The sequence below is a fragment of the Aromatoleum diolicum genome, from assembly GCF_012910955.1.
Taxonomy (GTDB): Bacteria; Pseudomonadota; Gammaproteobacteria; order Burkholderiales; family Rhodocyclaceae; genus Aromatoleum; species Aromatoleum diolicum.
This window is the reverse complement of the sequence record NZ_WTVQ01000052.1, coordinates 16,983-31,443: the sequence shown is the minus strand read 5'-3', so window position 1 is coordinate 31,443 and position 14,461 is coordinate 16,983. Positions and strand designations below refer to the sequence as shown.

Sequence of the window (14,461 nt, the reverse complement as noted above, 5' to 3'; positions counted from 1 at the left end):
GGGCATCACATCAATCAAACGATTGTTTTAATCATACGTTTCATTGATGTGAAGTCAAGAAAATTTTATCGATGCGCAAAGCGAGGAGAGCGTGCGTTCGCGCAGCTTCGCCGGAAGGGCGGCGGCGCGCCGTCAGGCCGCGTCGCCGCCAAGCCTCAGCCGGGCGGTGACCGGGAAGTGATCTGACGGATAGCGCCCGCCCGAGGCGTAGTCATCAACGCCGGCCGCTTCGGCGCGGAAGTGCGGCGAGGCGAGGATCCAGTCGATCGCCTCGAAGTCCTGCGCCCGGCCGAAGTCGTGGTAGCTGCCGGCGGCGACGCCGCATTGCTGCAAGACCTCGCGCAGCACGCCGTCGGCGGTGAGCTCGCGAAAGGTTTCCGAGTCGCGCTCCGCGTTGAAGTCGCCGGTCACGATCACCCCCTCCCCGGCCGGTGCCGCCTGCGCCCAGCCATGCAGCAGCCGTGCGGATTCCTCGCGGGCGCGGCCCTGATAGTCGAAGTGGGTGTTGAGGAAGCTCAGCGGCGGTGAGCGCGGGTCGCGCGGGCGTAGCCTCACCCAGCTTGCGGTGCGGGGGTAGGCGGCCCCCCAGGATTGGCAGCCGGGCGTATCGGGGGCGGTGCCCAGCCAGAAATGGCCGCGCTGCAGTTCCTTGAAGCGCTCGCGCCGATACAGCAGCGGCGCCATCTCGATGGACGAATCGCCGTCGCCGAGGCGGCGCACGCCGACGAATTCGTAATCGGGAAGCGCAGCGCGCACGAAGGCCGCCTGTTCGTCGTCGCGACACTCCTGCAGGCCCAGCAGATCGGGATCGAAGGCGCGGATGCGGTCGATCACCAGTTGCCGGCGGTGCCCCCACTGGTGCTCGCCGTCGGGCGCCGAGGCGCAGCGGATGTTGAACGACATCACCTTGATCGGCATGCTCTCCTCCGGGGGGATCGAGCTTGCGGCGCAACGGCCGCCAGCAGGACGCCATCGTACTGGTACTTTGATCACGGCACGCGTTGCGCCGAATGCGCTAGTCTAGGCTCTGAAACGATGCTTTCACGTGACAAGGGCGGCTCAATGAAGGTTCCAGCGAGGGGTATCGGTGGCTGGCATGCGCGCCTGCTCGTCGGCGAGGCGGCTGCGCGCGACGCTTGCAGCGCGCCGGCGCTCGCGGCGTCAGCAGGCGGCTGCCGCGCCGGCTTCGGCGCCCCGAGCCCGGCGTTGACGCGCGCCCGGATGGCCGGGTAATGCTGCCCCCCGAACCGCCCCCAACGACGCGTTCCGCTGCATCGCCGCATGCGGTGCGGCGCTTTGCGTGCCTCGCGTTGCCCTACTGGAAGTCCGAACGTCGATGGCGGATCGGCGGCGCCACGTTGCTGCTGCTGTTGCTGACGATCAGCCAGGTGGCGCTGGTGATCTGGACGAGCTACTGGAACCGCGAGTTCTTCGACGCGCTGGAGGCGCGCTCGCTCGACGAGCTGCTGCGACAGATCCTCGTGTTTGCGCTGATCCTGGCATTGACGATGGCGGTCACCGCACTGCATATGCACGTCAAGCGCTGGCTGCAGCTCGATTGGCGCCGCTGGCTCACCGCGAACCTGATGGACCAGTGGATGACGCGCTCGCGCCACTATCGACTGCAGTTCCTGCAGGGCGAGCACGACAACCCCGATCAGCGCATCGCCGAGGACATCCGCATCGCCACCGAATCGGCGATCAGCCTGGCGCACTCGCTGACCTACTCGTTGCTGGTCGGCTGGGGGTTCATCGCCATCCTGGCCGAGGTTTCGGGCAGCACGCCGCTACCCGGGACGTCGTTCGAAGTTCCCGGCTACATGGTGGTGCTGGCCTTCGTCTACGCGGGTGCCGGCGCACTGCTCGGCTTTCTGCTCGGCCGTCCGCTGGTCCGGGCCACCAACCGGCTGCAGAGCGTCGAGGCCAACCTGCGCTTCAGTCTGGCACGAGCGCGCGAGAATTCCGAAGCGATCGCCCTGACGCACGGCGAAGGGATGGAGCGGCGCGGTGCGGCGCGACTCTTCGGCGATGTCGCACGCGGCTGGGACCGGCAGACGTTCGCGTACCTGGGCATCGTTTCGTTCTCGACCGCCTACGGCAACCTGATGCCGATATTCCCGATCCTCATCGCGGCCCCGCAGTTCATCGCCGGGACGATGACGCTGGGCCTGCTGATGCAGGCCGCCCAGGCCTTCCAGCGGCTGGCCTCGGCACTCTCGTGGCCCATCGACAATCTGGGCGAAATCGCCCACTGGCGGACTTCCGCAGGGCGCGTGGTGAGCCTCCACGACGACATGCTGCGGCTCGACAGCATCGATGGCGCAGGCGACACCGCGCGCATCCGGATCGGACTTTCGACACGCCCGGAGCTGCAGTTGCGCGACCTGTCTCTGGACACCCCGGCCGGCGAGCCACTGATGCGGGGGCTGGATCTGCGGATCCGGCGCGGCGAACGCATCCTGATCGTCGGCGACTCGCAGGTGAAGCTGGCCTTGTTCAAGGCCGTGGCTGGGCTGTGGCCGTGGGGAGGCGGCGAGATTTGCCTGCCCGAAGGCCAGGAGATGGCGTTCCTGCCGCAGCATCCTTTCCTGCCCACCGGCAGCCTGCGCGCCGTGCTGTGCTATCCGCAGCCGGCCGAGCGCTACGCCGCAGCCGAGCTGCACCGTGCATTGGAGTGCGCCGGCCTCGACTGGCTGGCACCGCGACTCGACGAGACCGACGACTGGAACCACGCGTTGCCGCTGCGCGCCCAGCAGCGGCTGAGCACCGCGCGGCTGTACCTGCAACAGCCTGCCTGGGTGTTTCTCGAGGACACGACCGATGCCTTCGATGCCAAGGGCGAGGCAGGAATCATGGAGATGCTGCATCGCGAACTGCCCAACTCCACGCTGTTGTGCGTCAGCCGGCACGGCAGCCTCGAGCGTTTCTTCGACCGCCGACTGGAACTGCACCGCATCGGATCGCACGGCGCCAAGGCTTCCGATGAGGGGCGGGCCGCCAGACCCGCCGCGGTGAGCGGATCAGCGGAAATCGGACGGTAGCCAGCCTCGCTCGACGCATTCCCGAAAACACCAGGCCGGTGTCGTCTCGGTCTTGTAGCTCCAGAAGAACCAGCCCAGGTACTTCTCGAAGGCCAGCAACTGCGCGGCGCCATAGCCACGGCTGGCGACATGCTGCTGGAACTCGTCCATGTGCTCGAGCGCGTGGTTGAACGGCCCCTCGGCCCACAGCGACACCACGCGCAGATCCAGGCCCAGGCTCCATTCACCGCACACCGCGGGCAGACGCAATTCGGCGTTGATCGCGTCAGCCTCGTCACGCCAGTCGCCGCCGGCCTTGTGCATGTGGCCGAAGATGTCGAGATCGATGTCGTTGCGGTCGAAACATTGGTAGCGATGCAGGTCGAAGATCACGTTGCGGTATTCCGGCGCCTGCATGAAGCCGAGGTATTCGCGGAAGGAACGAAAACCGTCGTGGAACACCACCGCCACGCGCTCGGCCGGACAGTACCGGCGGATGCGTTCGTAGGCGGCCACATAGAAGGCCTTCAGGTAGTCGGTGGGCACATCCCAGCGCGGCTCGTTCAGGCACTCGATGGAATGCAGCGCGGGATGCGCGCGATAGCGCTCGGCGATGCGCTCGAGCACCGACAGGGCGTGCTCCAGATAGTCCGGTCGCGTGTGCCATTCGCACACCCCCATGATGCCGCCATTATCGAAGCCGTTCTGGCAGCCGGGCGCGGCATGCAGATCGAGCATCACGCGCAGGCCAAACTCCTCGGCCCAGTCCATCGCCTGGTCGAGCACGTCGATGCCGCCTTCGACGAAGGGATGCGGGTTGTCGCCATAGGCCGGGTGGTAGGGGTAATCCGGCCCGAAGATCCAGTGCCCGTACGGAATGCGCACCGCATTGAGACCGCGCTCGGCGATCCATGCGAAATCCTCGCGGGTGATCCAGCGTTGCCAATGGCCGCGCAGGCGCTCGGCGGCCGCGGGGCCGAGTTCGGCGCAGAAGGTGGTTTCGTCGCTGGCGGCAAGGCCCTCGAAGAGGCTCGGCACCATCCACTTTTCCAGCAGCAGCCAGCTGCCAAGGTTCACGCCACGCAGTTTCGGACTGTTCGCATTCATGATTCGGCCTCCCTTCGTTTCACCCACCGGCATAACCGCTTGCGGTCCCTGCATCACTGTAGCCTCCGATACGCGTGCAGTCCTTGCGTTATTGCACGGAGAGCGGCGCGCCGGGCCGATCCGCCGTCGATTTTCACCCCGGCTCGCGACGATCGCTCGAGTGCGGCACACTCACGGCATGCCATGCAGCGCGGGTGGTTCAGGGGAGTCCGGCGATGGAAGGCAGATGGTGGCAACAGGCGGTGGTCTATCAGGTCTATCCGCGCAGCTTCATGGACAGCGACGGCGACGGGGTGGGAGACCTGCGCGGCATCCTGGCGCGGCTCGACTACCTGCAGTGGCTGGGCGTGGATGTGCTGTGGCTGTGCCCGGTCTTCCGCTCGCCCAACGACGACAACGGCTACGACATCTCGGACTATTGCGCGATCATGGCCGAATTCGGCGACATGGCCGACTTCGACCGCCTGCTCGCCGACGTCCATCGCCGCGGCATGCGGCTGATCCTCGACCTGGTGATCAATCACACCAGCGACGAGCATCCCTGGTTCGTCGAATCGCGCGCCTCGCGCGACAATCCGCGGCGCGACTGGTATGTCTGGCGCGACGGCCGCGAGGGCGGTCCGCCGAACAACTGGGAGAGCATCTTCCGCGGACCGGCCTGGGAATACGATGGCGCGAGCGGACAGTACTACCTGCACCTGTTCACCCGGCGTCAGCCCGATCTGAACTGGGAAAACCCGGCGCTGCGCGCGGCCATCGCGGGGATGATGCGCTGGTGGCTGGACAAGGGGGTGGACGGCTTCCGCATCGACGCCGTCACCCACCTGAAGAAGGCCGCCGGCCTGCCCGACATGCCCAACCCGGCAGGTCTCGCACAGGTGCCGGCCTACCCCTTCCACATGAACGTCAGCGGCATCCTCGACTACATCGACGAGCTGTGCCGCACTACCCTCGACGGCCGTGACGTGATGACCGTGGGCGAAGCCAACGGCATCGGACCGGCCGAGGCCGAAAAGTGGGTGGGCGAGCGCCACCGCCGGCTGTCGATGATCCTGCAGTTCGAGCACTGGCATCTGTGGTCGAACGCCCCCGGCGCCACGCTCGACGTGCGGGCCCTCAAGCGCATCCTCGGCCGCTGGCAGCAGGCGCTCCACGGCCGCGGCTGGAACGCGCTGTATCTCGAGAACCACGACCTGCCGCGGATCGTGTCGCGCTGGGGCGACCCGCTTCACCATCGCCGCGAAAGCGCCACCTCGCTGGCGACGATGTACTTCCTGATGGAAGGTACGCCCTTCATCTACCAAGGGCAGGAACTCGGCCTGACGAACGCGGAATTCGCGCGCCTGGACGAGTTCCAGGACAGTTTCGCGCACAACCGCATCGCCGAGATGCGTGACGCCGGCCTGAGCGACGACGACATCCTCGACGAAATGCGCCGCACCGGCCGCGACACCTCGCGCACGCCAATGCCCTGGGACGACGGGCCCAACGGCGGCTTCAGCACCGGGCGACCATGGCTGGCGCCGCACCAGGATTTCCGCACAGTCAATGTTGTCGGTCAGCAAGCTGAGCAGGACTCCGTGTTGCAGTACTACCGGCGCCTGATCGCGCTGCGAAAGCGCGAGCACGTGTTGATTCGCGGCCGCTACGCGGCGCTGGCGGCAAGGAGCGCCAGAATCTTCGGCTATACCCGCAGCGACGCCAGCGGGTGCATCGCGGTCATCTGCAACCTCGGCGGCCGCCCGGCGAGTTACCGGCACTCGGGCTTCGCGCTCGAGTATCCGGGCCTGTTGCTTGCCAATCACGCGGTCGCGCCGCATGGCCCGCTCCACACGCTGACCCTGCGCCCCTACGAGGCGCGCGTCTACCGCATCGCAAGCGCAACGGAGGTTTGATCGCCGGCGTGCGACGCCTGGCGGAGCGTGCGTGTCGAAGTGCTCTCAGGAAGCACCAATCGGAGCGTTTGGCGTCTCGTCGCCCTCGGCCGCCGCCTCGATCATCGCCGCCGGCAGCGCCTTGCTCGGCTTCACGCCAAGCTGCTTGAGCATCTCCGCCTGTCGGATCACGTTGCCGCGACCGCCGGTGAGCTTGCCATGCGCGGTGTCATAGTCGCGCTGCGCCTGCTTGAGCCGATTGCCGAGCGATTCCAGGTCCTCGACGAAGCCGACGAGCTTGTCGTACAGCTCGGCACCGCGCCTGGCGATGTCCTGCGCATTGCGGTTCTGCGCCTCCTGGCGCCACAGGTGTGCGACGGTGCGCACGACGAACAGCAGCGTCGACGGGCTCACCAACAGCACGTTCCGCTGCCACGCATCCATGAACAACTCGCGGTCGTGCGTCACCGCAATCATGAAGGCCGGCTCGACCGGCACGAACATCAGCACGAAATCGAGCGACTTCAGGCCGTACAGCGCCTGGTAATTGCGCTCCGACAGGCCCTTGATGTGCCCGCGCACCGAGTCGAGATGGCGCTTGATCGCCACCTGGCGCTCCCCCTCCTCCTCGGCTGAGGCGTAGTCCTCATAGGCGGTCAGCGACACCTTGGCGTCGACCACCAGGTGGCGATCTTCCGGCAGATGGACCACCACGTCGGGCTGGGCGCGCGAGCCGTCGTCGCGCATGTGGCTTTCCTGCACGTCGTATTCCTCGCCCTTGCGCAGACCGGAGGCTTCGAGCACGCGCTCGAGGATCAGCTCGCCCCAGTTGCCCTGCGCCTTGCTCGACCCCTTCAGCGCGCGTGTCAGGTTCTTCGCGTCCTGGCTCAGCGACTGGTTCAGCTCCATCAGCTGGCGCACCTGCTCGGCCAGCGCGCTGCGGTCCTTGCCTTCCTGCACATAGACCTGCTCGACCTTGCCCTGGAATTCCTGCAGCTTCACGCGCAGCGGGTCGAGCAACTGGCCAATGTTGGTCTGGTTCTGTTCGGTGAAGCGCTTGGCCTTCTCTTCGAGGATGTCGTTGGCGAGACTCTTGAATTGGTTCGTCAGGCTCTCGCGCGCGTTGGTCAGCAGCGCGAGCTTTTCGTCGGACTGGCCGCGCTCGGCCTCGAAGCGCGTACCGAGTTCGGCAAGCTCGGCGTTGAGCTTGCCGACCAGCGCCTCGGCCCGTTCGCGCTGCGCCTTTTCGGCCTGCAAGTCATTGCGCAGCGCGCCCAGCACCTCACGCTCGGCCTTGAGTTCCGCGGCGAGCTGCGAATTGAGCCGGCCCGAGCTTTCGCGCAGATCCGCCGAGTGGCGCTGCAGCTCCGCCAACTGCCGCGCCGTCTCGTCCAGTTGCTGCTGCAGCACCGGCACCCGCAGCGCACGCTCGCTCAGTTGCGCCCGTTCGTCGCGCGCCTGGTCGAGCGCGTTGCGCCATTCGTCGGCCTGCTGCCGCAACGCGTCGAACTGCAGCCGGATCTGGCTGCGCTCCTGCTCGATGGCGCGCAGGCGTTCGCTGGCGGCGGCGAGTTCGATACGCACTTCCGAGCGGCCCTGCTCCATTGCGGCGACCAGCGCTTCGGTGCCGCGGCCACGCAGCAGCAGCCAGACGATCAAGGCACCGGCGGCCACGCCGCCCAATACCGCCACCAACCAGATGAGCGAACCTGCAGACTGACTATCCATCATTCCATGACCTTGCTGTGGGATTCGAAATCCGCCCTGTCCGGCGGAAGGGCCAGATGGTACCGGGTTGGTGCCGGCGAAGGGCGCCGTCGCGCGCGCCCAAAGGTTAGAATTGCACGATGAGACGCGCCCCCGCTACCGCCCTGCCCGGCCCCGAACCCACCGAACGCCACGACTGGCATACGCTCAAGAGCCTGATTCCGTACATCTGGGCCTACAAGGTGCGCGTGCTGTTCGCGCTGTCCTGCCTGATCGCCGCCAAGGGCGCCAACGTGACGGTGCCGCTGCTCTTCAAGCAGCTGATCGACACCCTGTCGCTGACCACCGACCAGGCGATGATCGTCGTCCCCGCCGCGCTGCTGCTGGCTTACGGCGTATTGCGCTTTTCCACCTCGTTATTCACCGAACTGCGCGAGATCGTGTTTGCGCGCGTCACCCAGCAGGCGGTGCGCCAGATCGCGCTGCAGGTGTTCCGCCACCTGCACGCGCTGTCGCTGCGCTTTCACCTCGAGCGCCAGACCGGGGGCCTCACGCGCGACATCGAACGCGGCACGCGCTCGATCGGCTCGCTGATCAGTTACACCCTGTACTCGATCCTGCCGACGCTGATCGAAATCGCACTGGTCGTCGGCATCCTGCTCGCGCAGTACGACGCCGTGTTCGCGCTCATCACCGTCGGCACGCTGACGCTCTACATCTTCTTCACCATCACGGTCACCAACTGGCGCACCGTGCTGCGCCGCCGCGCCAACGAGCTCGACTCCGCCGCCAGCGCGCGCGCCATCGACAGCCTGCTCAACTTCGAGACGGTCAAGTACTTCAACAACGAGGACTTCGAGGCCCGCCGCTACGACGAGCAGATGGAAAAGTGGACCAACGCGCAGGTCACCAACCAGATGTCGCTGTCGGCGCTGAACATCGGCCAGGCGGCGATCATCGCGGTGGGCGTGACGGCGATGATGTGGCAGGCAGCCACCCGCGTCGCCGCCGGCAACATGACCATCGGCGACATCGTGCTGGTCAACGCCTTCCTGATCCAGCTCTACATCCCGCTGAACTTCCTTGGGGTCCTCTACCGCGAATTGCGTCAGTCGCTGACCGACATCGAACGCATGTTCGGCCTGATGCACGAGCACCGCGAAGTCGCCGACGCCCCCGACGCGCTGACGCTGCCGCACGGCCCGGCGACGGTGCGTTTCGAACGCGTAAGCTTTTCCTACGATCCGAAGCGCGCGATCCTGCACGAAGTCGATTTCGACATCCCCGCCGGCCGCACCCTCGCCGTGGTCGGCCATTCGGGTTCGGGCAAATCGACGCTGGCACGCCTGCTGTTCCGCTTCTACGATGTCCAGGGCGGCGCGATCCGGGTCAATGGCCACGACCTGCGCGCCGTCACGCAGGCCAGCCTGCGCGCCGTGATCGCCATCGTGCCGCAGGATACCGTGCTGTTCAACGACACGCTGTTCTACAACATCCAGTACGGCCGCCCCGACGCGAGCCGTGCCGAAGTCGAGGCCGCCGCCGCCGCGGCGCAGCTCACCGACTTCATCAAACGTCTGCCCGACGGCTACGAGACGCGCGTCGGCGAACGTGGGCTGAAACTCTCCGGCGGCGAAAAACAGCGCGTCGCGATCGCGCGTGCACTGCTGAAGAACCCGGCGATCCTGATCTTCGACGAGGCCACCTCGGCGCTCGACTCGAAGACCGAAAAGGCCATCCAGGCACAGATCGATCTGGCCGCCGAAGGCCGTACCGCGCTGGTCATCGCGCATCGCCTGTCGACCGTGATGAATGCCGACGAGATTATCGTGCTCGATCAGGGGCGCATCGTCGAACGCGGCACGCATGCCGAACTGCTCGCCCGCGACGGCGACTACGCACGCATGTGGGCGTTGCAACAGCAGGAGCGCGAGGAAGCGGCGATTTCCGGGTAACGCAACCGATCCGGTAAACTGATACGCTTAAATCCCTACAAGATCCGGGTAATGGACGCTCACGCAACACCCGCTTTTCTCCACGAAGTCATCCTCTTCCTGATCCTCGCCGGCGTGCTGATCCCGCTGCTGCAGCGGCGCAGGATCAATCCCGTGCTGGGTTTTCTCGCCGTCGGCATGATCGTCGGCCCCTTCGGTCTCGGCCAATACACGGATTCGTCGGACTGGCTGCGTTATCTGACCTTCTCGCGCACCGAGGACGTGGAAGTCTTCGCCGAATTCGGCGTCATCTTCCTGATGTTCATGATCGGGCTGGAAATGTCGGTCGACCGCCTGTGGGCGATGCGCCGGCTGGTGTTCGGCCTCGGCAGCCTGCAGGTCGGCATCTCCGGACTGCTGATCGGCGGCATCGCCCATGCATTCGGCAACAGCATCGAATCCTCGGTGGTGCTCGGGCTGGTACTGAGCTTTTCGTCGACCGCGGTGGTCATGCAGTTGCTGACACAGCGTCGCGAACTGGGCACGCCGCTCGGCCAGTCCATCTTTTCGGTGCTGCTGTTCCAGGATCTCGCAGTCGTCCCATTGCTGGTGCTGGTCACCGTCCTGTCGCAGGAAACGGGTGGCAGTTTCGCCGGCCTGATCGGCATGGCCGCCCTCAAGGGCGTGGTGACGGTCGCGTTGATCTACTTCATCGGCAGACGTGTGGTGCGCCCCTTGTTTCACCAGATCGCCGCCAACCGCCAGGCCGAATCCTTCATGGCATTGACCCTGCTGACGACCCTGGGCGTCGCGGTACTGACGCGCGAAGCGGGGCTGTCGATGGAACTGGGCGCGCTGCTCGCCGGCCTGCTGATCGCCGAAACCGAGTTCCGCCACGAAGTCGAAGTCACCATCGAGCCGTTCAAGGGCCTGCTGATGGGCGTGTTCTTCATGTCGGTCGGCATGGGCATCGACATCAGCGCGATCCTGGCGCAACCGCTGCTGTTGCCGCTGTCGGTGATCGGCGTGCTGACGATCAAGGGCCTGGTCCTGCTGGTGCTGTTCCGAAGCTTCGGCCTGTCCTGGGGGCGCGCTACCGAAGGCGGCATCATGCTCGGGCAGGGCGGCGAATTCGCCTTCATCGTCATCGGCATGGCCCTGGGGCTGGGACTGATCGCTCCCGCTGTCGGGCAGTTCATGCTGCTGACGGTCGGCTTGTCGATGCTGCTTACCCCGCCGCTGACCCTGCTCGGGCGCAAGCTTGGCGACGCCATCGACGCGCGTCTCGGCACCCCACCCGTCATCGAGGAACCCGGACTCCAGCAGCTCAGCGGCCACGTGATCATCGCGGGCTACGGGCGTGTCGGGCAACTGATCGGCGAACTGTTGAACGAACAGGGCATTCCGCACATCGCCATCGAAAGCGACGCCAAACTGGTCGCGCGCCTGCGCGCGGACGGCGCACCGGTATATTTCGGCGACGCCAGCCGGCCCGAACTGCTGCGCAAATTTCACCTCGAACGCGCAGTCGCGGTCGTACTGACGATGGACCACACGGCCGCCGCCGTGCACGCCGTCAAGGGGGTTCGCGCCACCTCGCCGAATATCCGCATCGCCGCACGCGCCCGCGACGAAGCCCATGCCGGCGCCCTGCGCGACGCCGGTGCCTCGGTCGTGATTCCGGAAACGCTGGAGTCGGGACTGCAACTGGCGGGCTCGGTGTTCGAGACGCTCGGCGTGCCCGGCGACGTTGCCACCCGCCTGCTGGAACAGGAACGCGCGCGCCGCATCAGCGTCTTCCGTCCCGGCTGACGCCCCAACGGCTAACGGAGGAGCCATGCCGACCCTTGCCCTGATCGCCACCGGCGGCACCATTGCCGGCGCCGCCGCCTCTGCCACCGACACCACCGGCTACACCGCCGGCGCACTCGGCGCCGACGCCCTGCTCGCGGCCGTGCCGCAACTGGGCGAGATCGCTGACATCCGCGCTAAACAGCTGTTCAGGCTCGACAGCAAGGACATGGGCCCCGCCCACTGGCTGCCGCTGGGCCGGCGGGCGCAAGCCCTGCTCGACGCGCCGGACATCGACGGCCTGGTCATCACCCACGGCACCGACACCCTCGAAGAGACCGCGGCCTACCTGCATCTCACCCTCGACAGCCGCAAGCCGGTGGTATTGACCGCAGCGATGCGTCCGGCGACCGCGCTGTCGGCTGACGGCCCGATGAATCTCTACAACGCGGCGTGCGTCGCAACCCACCCGGACAGTGCCGGGCGCGGCGTACTGGTAAGCATTGGCGACGCGATTTTCGCCGCCTGGGGCGTGCGCAAGCTATACACGCACCGGCTCGACGCCTTCATCGGCGGCCCCGGCGGCGCGATCGGGCAGACGTCGCCGATCCGCTTTTTCGCCCCGGCACGCGACACAGCGGCGAGCACCGTCGCGATCCCCGCCGACCTGAAAGAACTGCCGCGCGTCGACGTCCTCTACGTCGCCGCCGGCAGCCCGCCCGACCTGCTCGACGCCGTCCTCACCGCCGGCGCGCACGGCATCGTCCTCGCCCTGCCCGGCAACGGCAGCTTGCCCGCCAGTTGGGAAGCCGCCGTCACGCGCACGATCGCAAACGGCGTACCGATCGTCCGCGCCTCACGCGTGGGGGCCGGCCCGGTCAGCCCCAGAGCCCAGGACGCCACCTGGGGCACCCGCCCCGCCGGCGACCTGGCACCGTCGCAGGCACGCGTCACGCTGATGCTCGCGCTCGCCTGCGGCGACCTCACACTCCTCGACCAGTGGTTCGGCGAGCACCACTGATCAAGCCTTCAAACACAGGCGTCCGTGACCACACAAGCCCGCTCCGGCAAGGGGTAGCCCCATCGGGCCCGCTTTCGTGCGGAGGCGTCCGCCACGCGCCAACGACGCGCGAAAGCGGGCCCGATGGGGGCGGCTCGGACCACGAACGCCTTAGTCCGGCGACCGACTACATCCCGTAATCCTCGCCCCCACCCGCCAGCGCCACATCCACCATCTTGCGCGTCAGGTGCGGCGCGAACAGCTCGATGAACGCATACACATAGCCGCGCAAATACGCGTTGCGCCGCAGACCCACGCGCGTCGTGCTGGATTCGAACAGATGCGCCGCATCCACCATCCCCAGCGTCTTGTCGGTCGCCGCGTCGTACGCCATGCGCGCAAGGATGCCGATGCCCAGATCCATCGCCACATACGTCTTGATCACGTCCGAATCGAGCGCCGTCAGCACCACGTTCGGTCGCAGCCCGCGCCCCAGGAACGCCTTGTTGATCAGGCTGCGGCCGGTGAATGCATCGTCGTAGGTAATCAGCGGATAACGCGAAATCGCCTCCAGCGTCAGTGGATGCTCCTTCAGGATCGGATGGCGCGGTGTCGCGACGATGCAGCGGTTCCACTGGTAACACGGCAACATCACCAGCTCGTCGTACTCGGCGATCGCCTCCGTCGCAAGCGCCAGATCGGCCTCGCCCGACATCACCATGTCGCACACCTGGCGCGGACTGCCCTGATGCAGCGACAACTTCACCTGCGGAAAACGCTGCATGAAATCACGCACCACGCGCGGCAACACGTAACGCGCCTGCGTGTGGGTGGTCGCAATCGACAGACTGCCCGCCACCTCGTTGGTGAACTCGTCGCCCACCTGCCGCAGATTGTCGGCATCGCGCAGCATGCGCTCGGCAATCGCCAGCACCTGTCGGCCGGGCTCGGTCACCGCCACCAAGCGCTTGCCGTGCCGCACGAACACCTCCACGCCAAGCTCCGTCTCAAACTGCCGGATCTGCTTGGACACACCGGGCTGCGAGGTGAACAGCGCCTCGGCTGCCTCCGACACGTTCAGCCCGCGACGGGCGACTTCGTGGATGTAACGCAGCTGCTGCAGATTCATCGCGCCCTCTTTATAACCAAAACTTCTTAAAGTCTAACGCAAACCACCTTTTTGATCCTAGACATCCCACTTACGATGCACCGCACCATACAGGGGATGTGTTTCCATGGATTTTGCCTACACCGTTGCCGGATTCGCCGTCGGCGCCATCGTCGGACTCACCGGCGTCGGTGGCGGCTCGCTGATGACGCCGCTGCTGGTGCTGATGTTCGGCATCCACCCCTCGGTCGCGGTCGGCACGGACCTGCTCTACGCCGCCATCACGAAGACCGGCGGCACCTTGGCCCACGGCCTGAAGGGCACGGTCGACTGGGCGGTGACAAGACGGCTCGCCAGCGGTAGCATCCCGGCGGCTGTCATCACGCTGGTGCTGGTGGGCAATTTCGCACCGGGCGGCATCGACGGCGCGGCCGGACTCATCAAGGTGGCACTCGGCGTCGCGCTGCTGATGACGGCAGTGGCGCTGATCTTCCGCAAGCATATCCAGACATACGCGCTCAAGCATTTCGGCGGTACGCCCAACCCGGCGCGCATCGCGCGGCTGACCGTGCTGACCGGCGCAGTGCTCGGCGTGCTGGTATCGATCTCGTCGGTCGGCGCCGGAGCGCTGGGGGTAACGGCGCTGTTCTTCCTGTACCCGGCGATGCCGGCACTGCGCATCGTCGGGTCCGACATCGCCCACGCGGTACCGCTGACCCTGGTCGCCGGCATCGGCCACTGGATGCTCGGCAGCGTCGACTGGTTCCTGCTCGGCAGCCTGATCGTCGGCTCGCTCCCCGGCATCTGGGTCGGCAGCCATGTTTCGACCAAGGTGCCGGACCGGGTGCTGCGCCCGATCCTGGCAACGATGCTGGTGCTGGTGGGCGCCAAGCTGATCAGCCACTAAGTCCACCATAGAA

12 protein-coding genes are annotated in these 14,461 nt (G+C 66.5%); 8 read left to right on the top strand and 4 right to left on the bottom strand.

The genetic code is table 11. From position 1 onward, the window contains the following. On the top strand, nt 1-186 hold a 186-nt coding region (locus GPA25_RS23885; RefSeq protein ID WP_211163261.1), incomplete at its 5' end, for a hypothetical protein. On the opposite strand, the gene GPA25_RS20760 is transcribed toward GPA25_RS23885, so the two are convergent. Continuing rightward, nucleotides 133-918, bottom strand: coding sequence for an endonuclease/exonuclease/phosphatase family protein (locus tag GPA25_RS20760; protein WP_169262315.1), 786 nt, complete (start codon nt 916-918; stop codon nt 133-135). The two genes, GPA25_RS23885 and GPA25_RS20760, sit on opposite strands and share 54 nt — an antisense overlap. Nucleotides 919-1,062: 144 nt before the next feature. Between GPA25_RS20760 and GPA25_RS20755 the strand changes: the two genes are divergently transcribed. Together GPA25_RS20755 and GPA25_RS20750 are read left to right on the top strand one after the other, a co-directional pair. Further along, nucleotides 1,063-1,233, top strand: a complete 171-nt coding sequence (locus GPA25_RS20755) for a hypothetical protein (protein WP_169262314.1) — start codon at nt 1,063-1,065, stop codon at nt 1,231-1,233. Next, complete coding sequence (locus tag GPA25_RS20750) at nt 1,233-3,041, top strand: ABC transporter ATP-binding protein/permease (RefSeq protein WP_169262313.1); 1,809 nt, start codon at nt 1,233-1,235, stop codon at nt 3,039-3,041. Before GPA25_RS20755 ends, GPA25_RS20750 begins: the two co-directional genes overlap by 1 nt. On the opposite strand, the gene GPA25_RS20745 is transcribed toward GPA25_RS20750, so the two are convergent. Then, a complete protein-coding gene (locus GPA25_RS20745; protein WP_169262312.1) occupies nt 3,021-4,127 on the bottom strand; it encodes a glycoside hydrolase family 5 protein in 1,107 nt (368 codons plus the stop codon). The genes GPA25_RS20750 and GPA25_RS20745 overlap by 21 nt on opposite strands. Before the next feature lie 215 nt (nt 4,128-4,342). Between GPA25_RS20745 and GPA25_RS20740 the strand changes: the two genes are divergently transcribed. Next, nucleotides 4,343-6,022 (top strand): glycoside hydrolase family 13 protein, encoded by a 1,680-nt coding sequence (locus GPA25_RS20740; protein WP_211163260.1) that lies wholly within the window; start codon nt 4,343-4,345, stop codon nt 6,020-6,022. A gap of 45 nt (nt 6,023-6,067) precedes the next feature. Here the strand turns inward: GPA25_RS20740 and GPA25_RS20735 are convergent, their stop codons facing one another. Continuing rightward, nucleotides 6,068-7,732, bottom strand: coding sequence for a DNA recombination protein RmuC (locus GPA25_RS20735; RefSeq protein ID WP_246265970.1), 1,665 nt, complete (start codon nt 7,730-7,732; stop codon nt 6,068-6,070). A 116-nt stretch (nt 7,733-7,848) separates the two neighbouring features. Here GPA25_RS20735 and GPA25_RS20730 point away from each other — a divergent pair, with 116 nt between their 5' ends. Genes GPA25_RS20730 through GPA25_RS20720 form a run of 3 tightly spaced genes read left to right on the top strand, consistent with a single transcriptional unit; the run spans nt 7,849 to nt 12,454 of the window. Next, a complete protein-coding gene (locus GPA25_RS20730; protein ID WP_169262311.1) occupies nt 7,849-9,663 on the top strand; it encodes an ABCB family ABC transporter ATP-binding protein/permease in 1,815 nt (604 codons plus the stop codon). Nucleotides 9,664-9,714: 51 nt separating this feature from the next. Beyond that, complete coding sequence (locus tag GPA25_RS20725; RefSeq protein ID WP_169262310.1) at nt 9,715-11,454, top strand: cation:proton antiporter domain-containing protein; 1,740 nt, start codon at nt 9,715-9,717, stop codon at nt 11,452-11,454. A gap of 25 nt (nt 11,455-11,479) precedes the next feature. After that, entirely contained in the window at nt 11,480-12,454 is a 975-nt protein-coding gene (locus GPA25_RS20720; RefSeq protein WP_169262309.1) for an asparaginase, read from the top strand. A 166-nt stretch (nt 12,455-12,620) separates the two neighbouring features. Here GPA25_RS20720 and cysB read toward each other — a convergent pair whose 3' ends face one another. Then, nucleotides 12,621-13,562: an HTH-type transcriptional regulator CysB gene (gene cysB, locus GPA25_RS20715; protein ID WP_169262308.1), complete on the bottom strand. Its 942-nt coding sequence runs from the start codon at nt 13,560-13,562 to the stop codon at nt 12,621-12,623. 106 nt (nt 13,563-13,668) lie between these two features. On the opposite strand from cysB, the gene GPA25_RS20710 reads away from it, so the two are divergent. Then, entirely contained in the window at nt 13,669-14,448 is a 780-nt protein-coding gene (locus tag GPA25_RS20710; RefSeq protein WP_169262307.1) for a sulfite exporter TauE/SafE family protein, read from the top strand. Nucleotides 14,449-14,461: the final 13 nt, after the last annotated feature.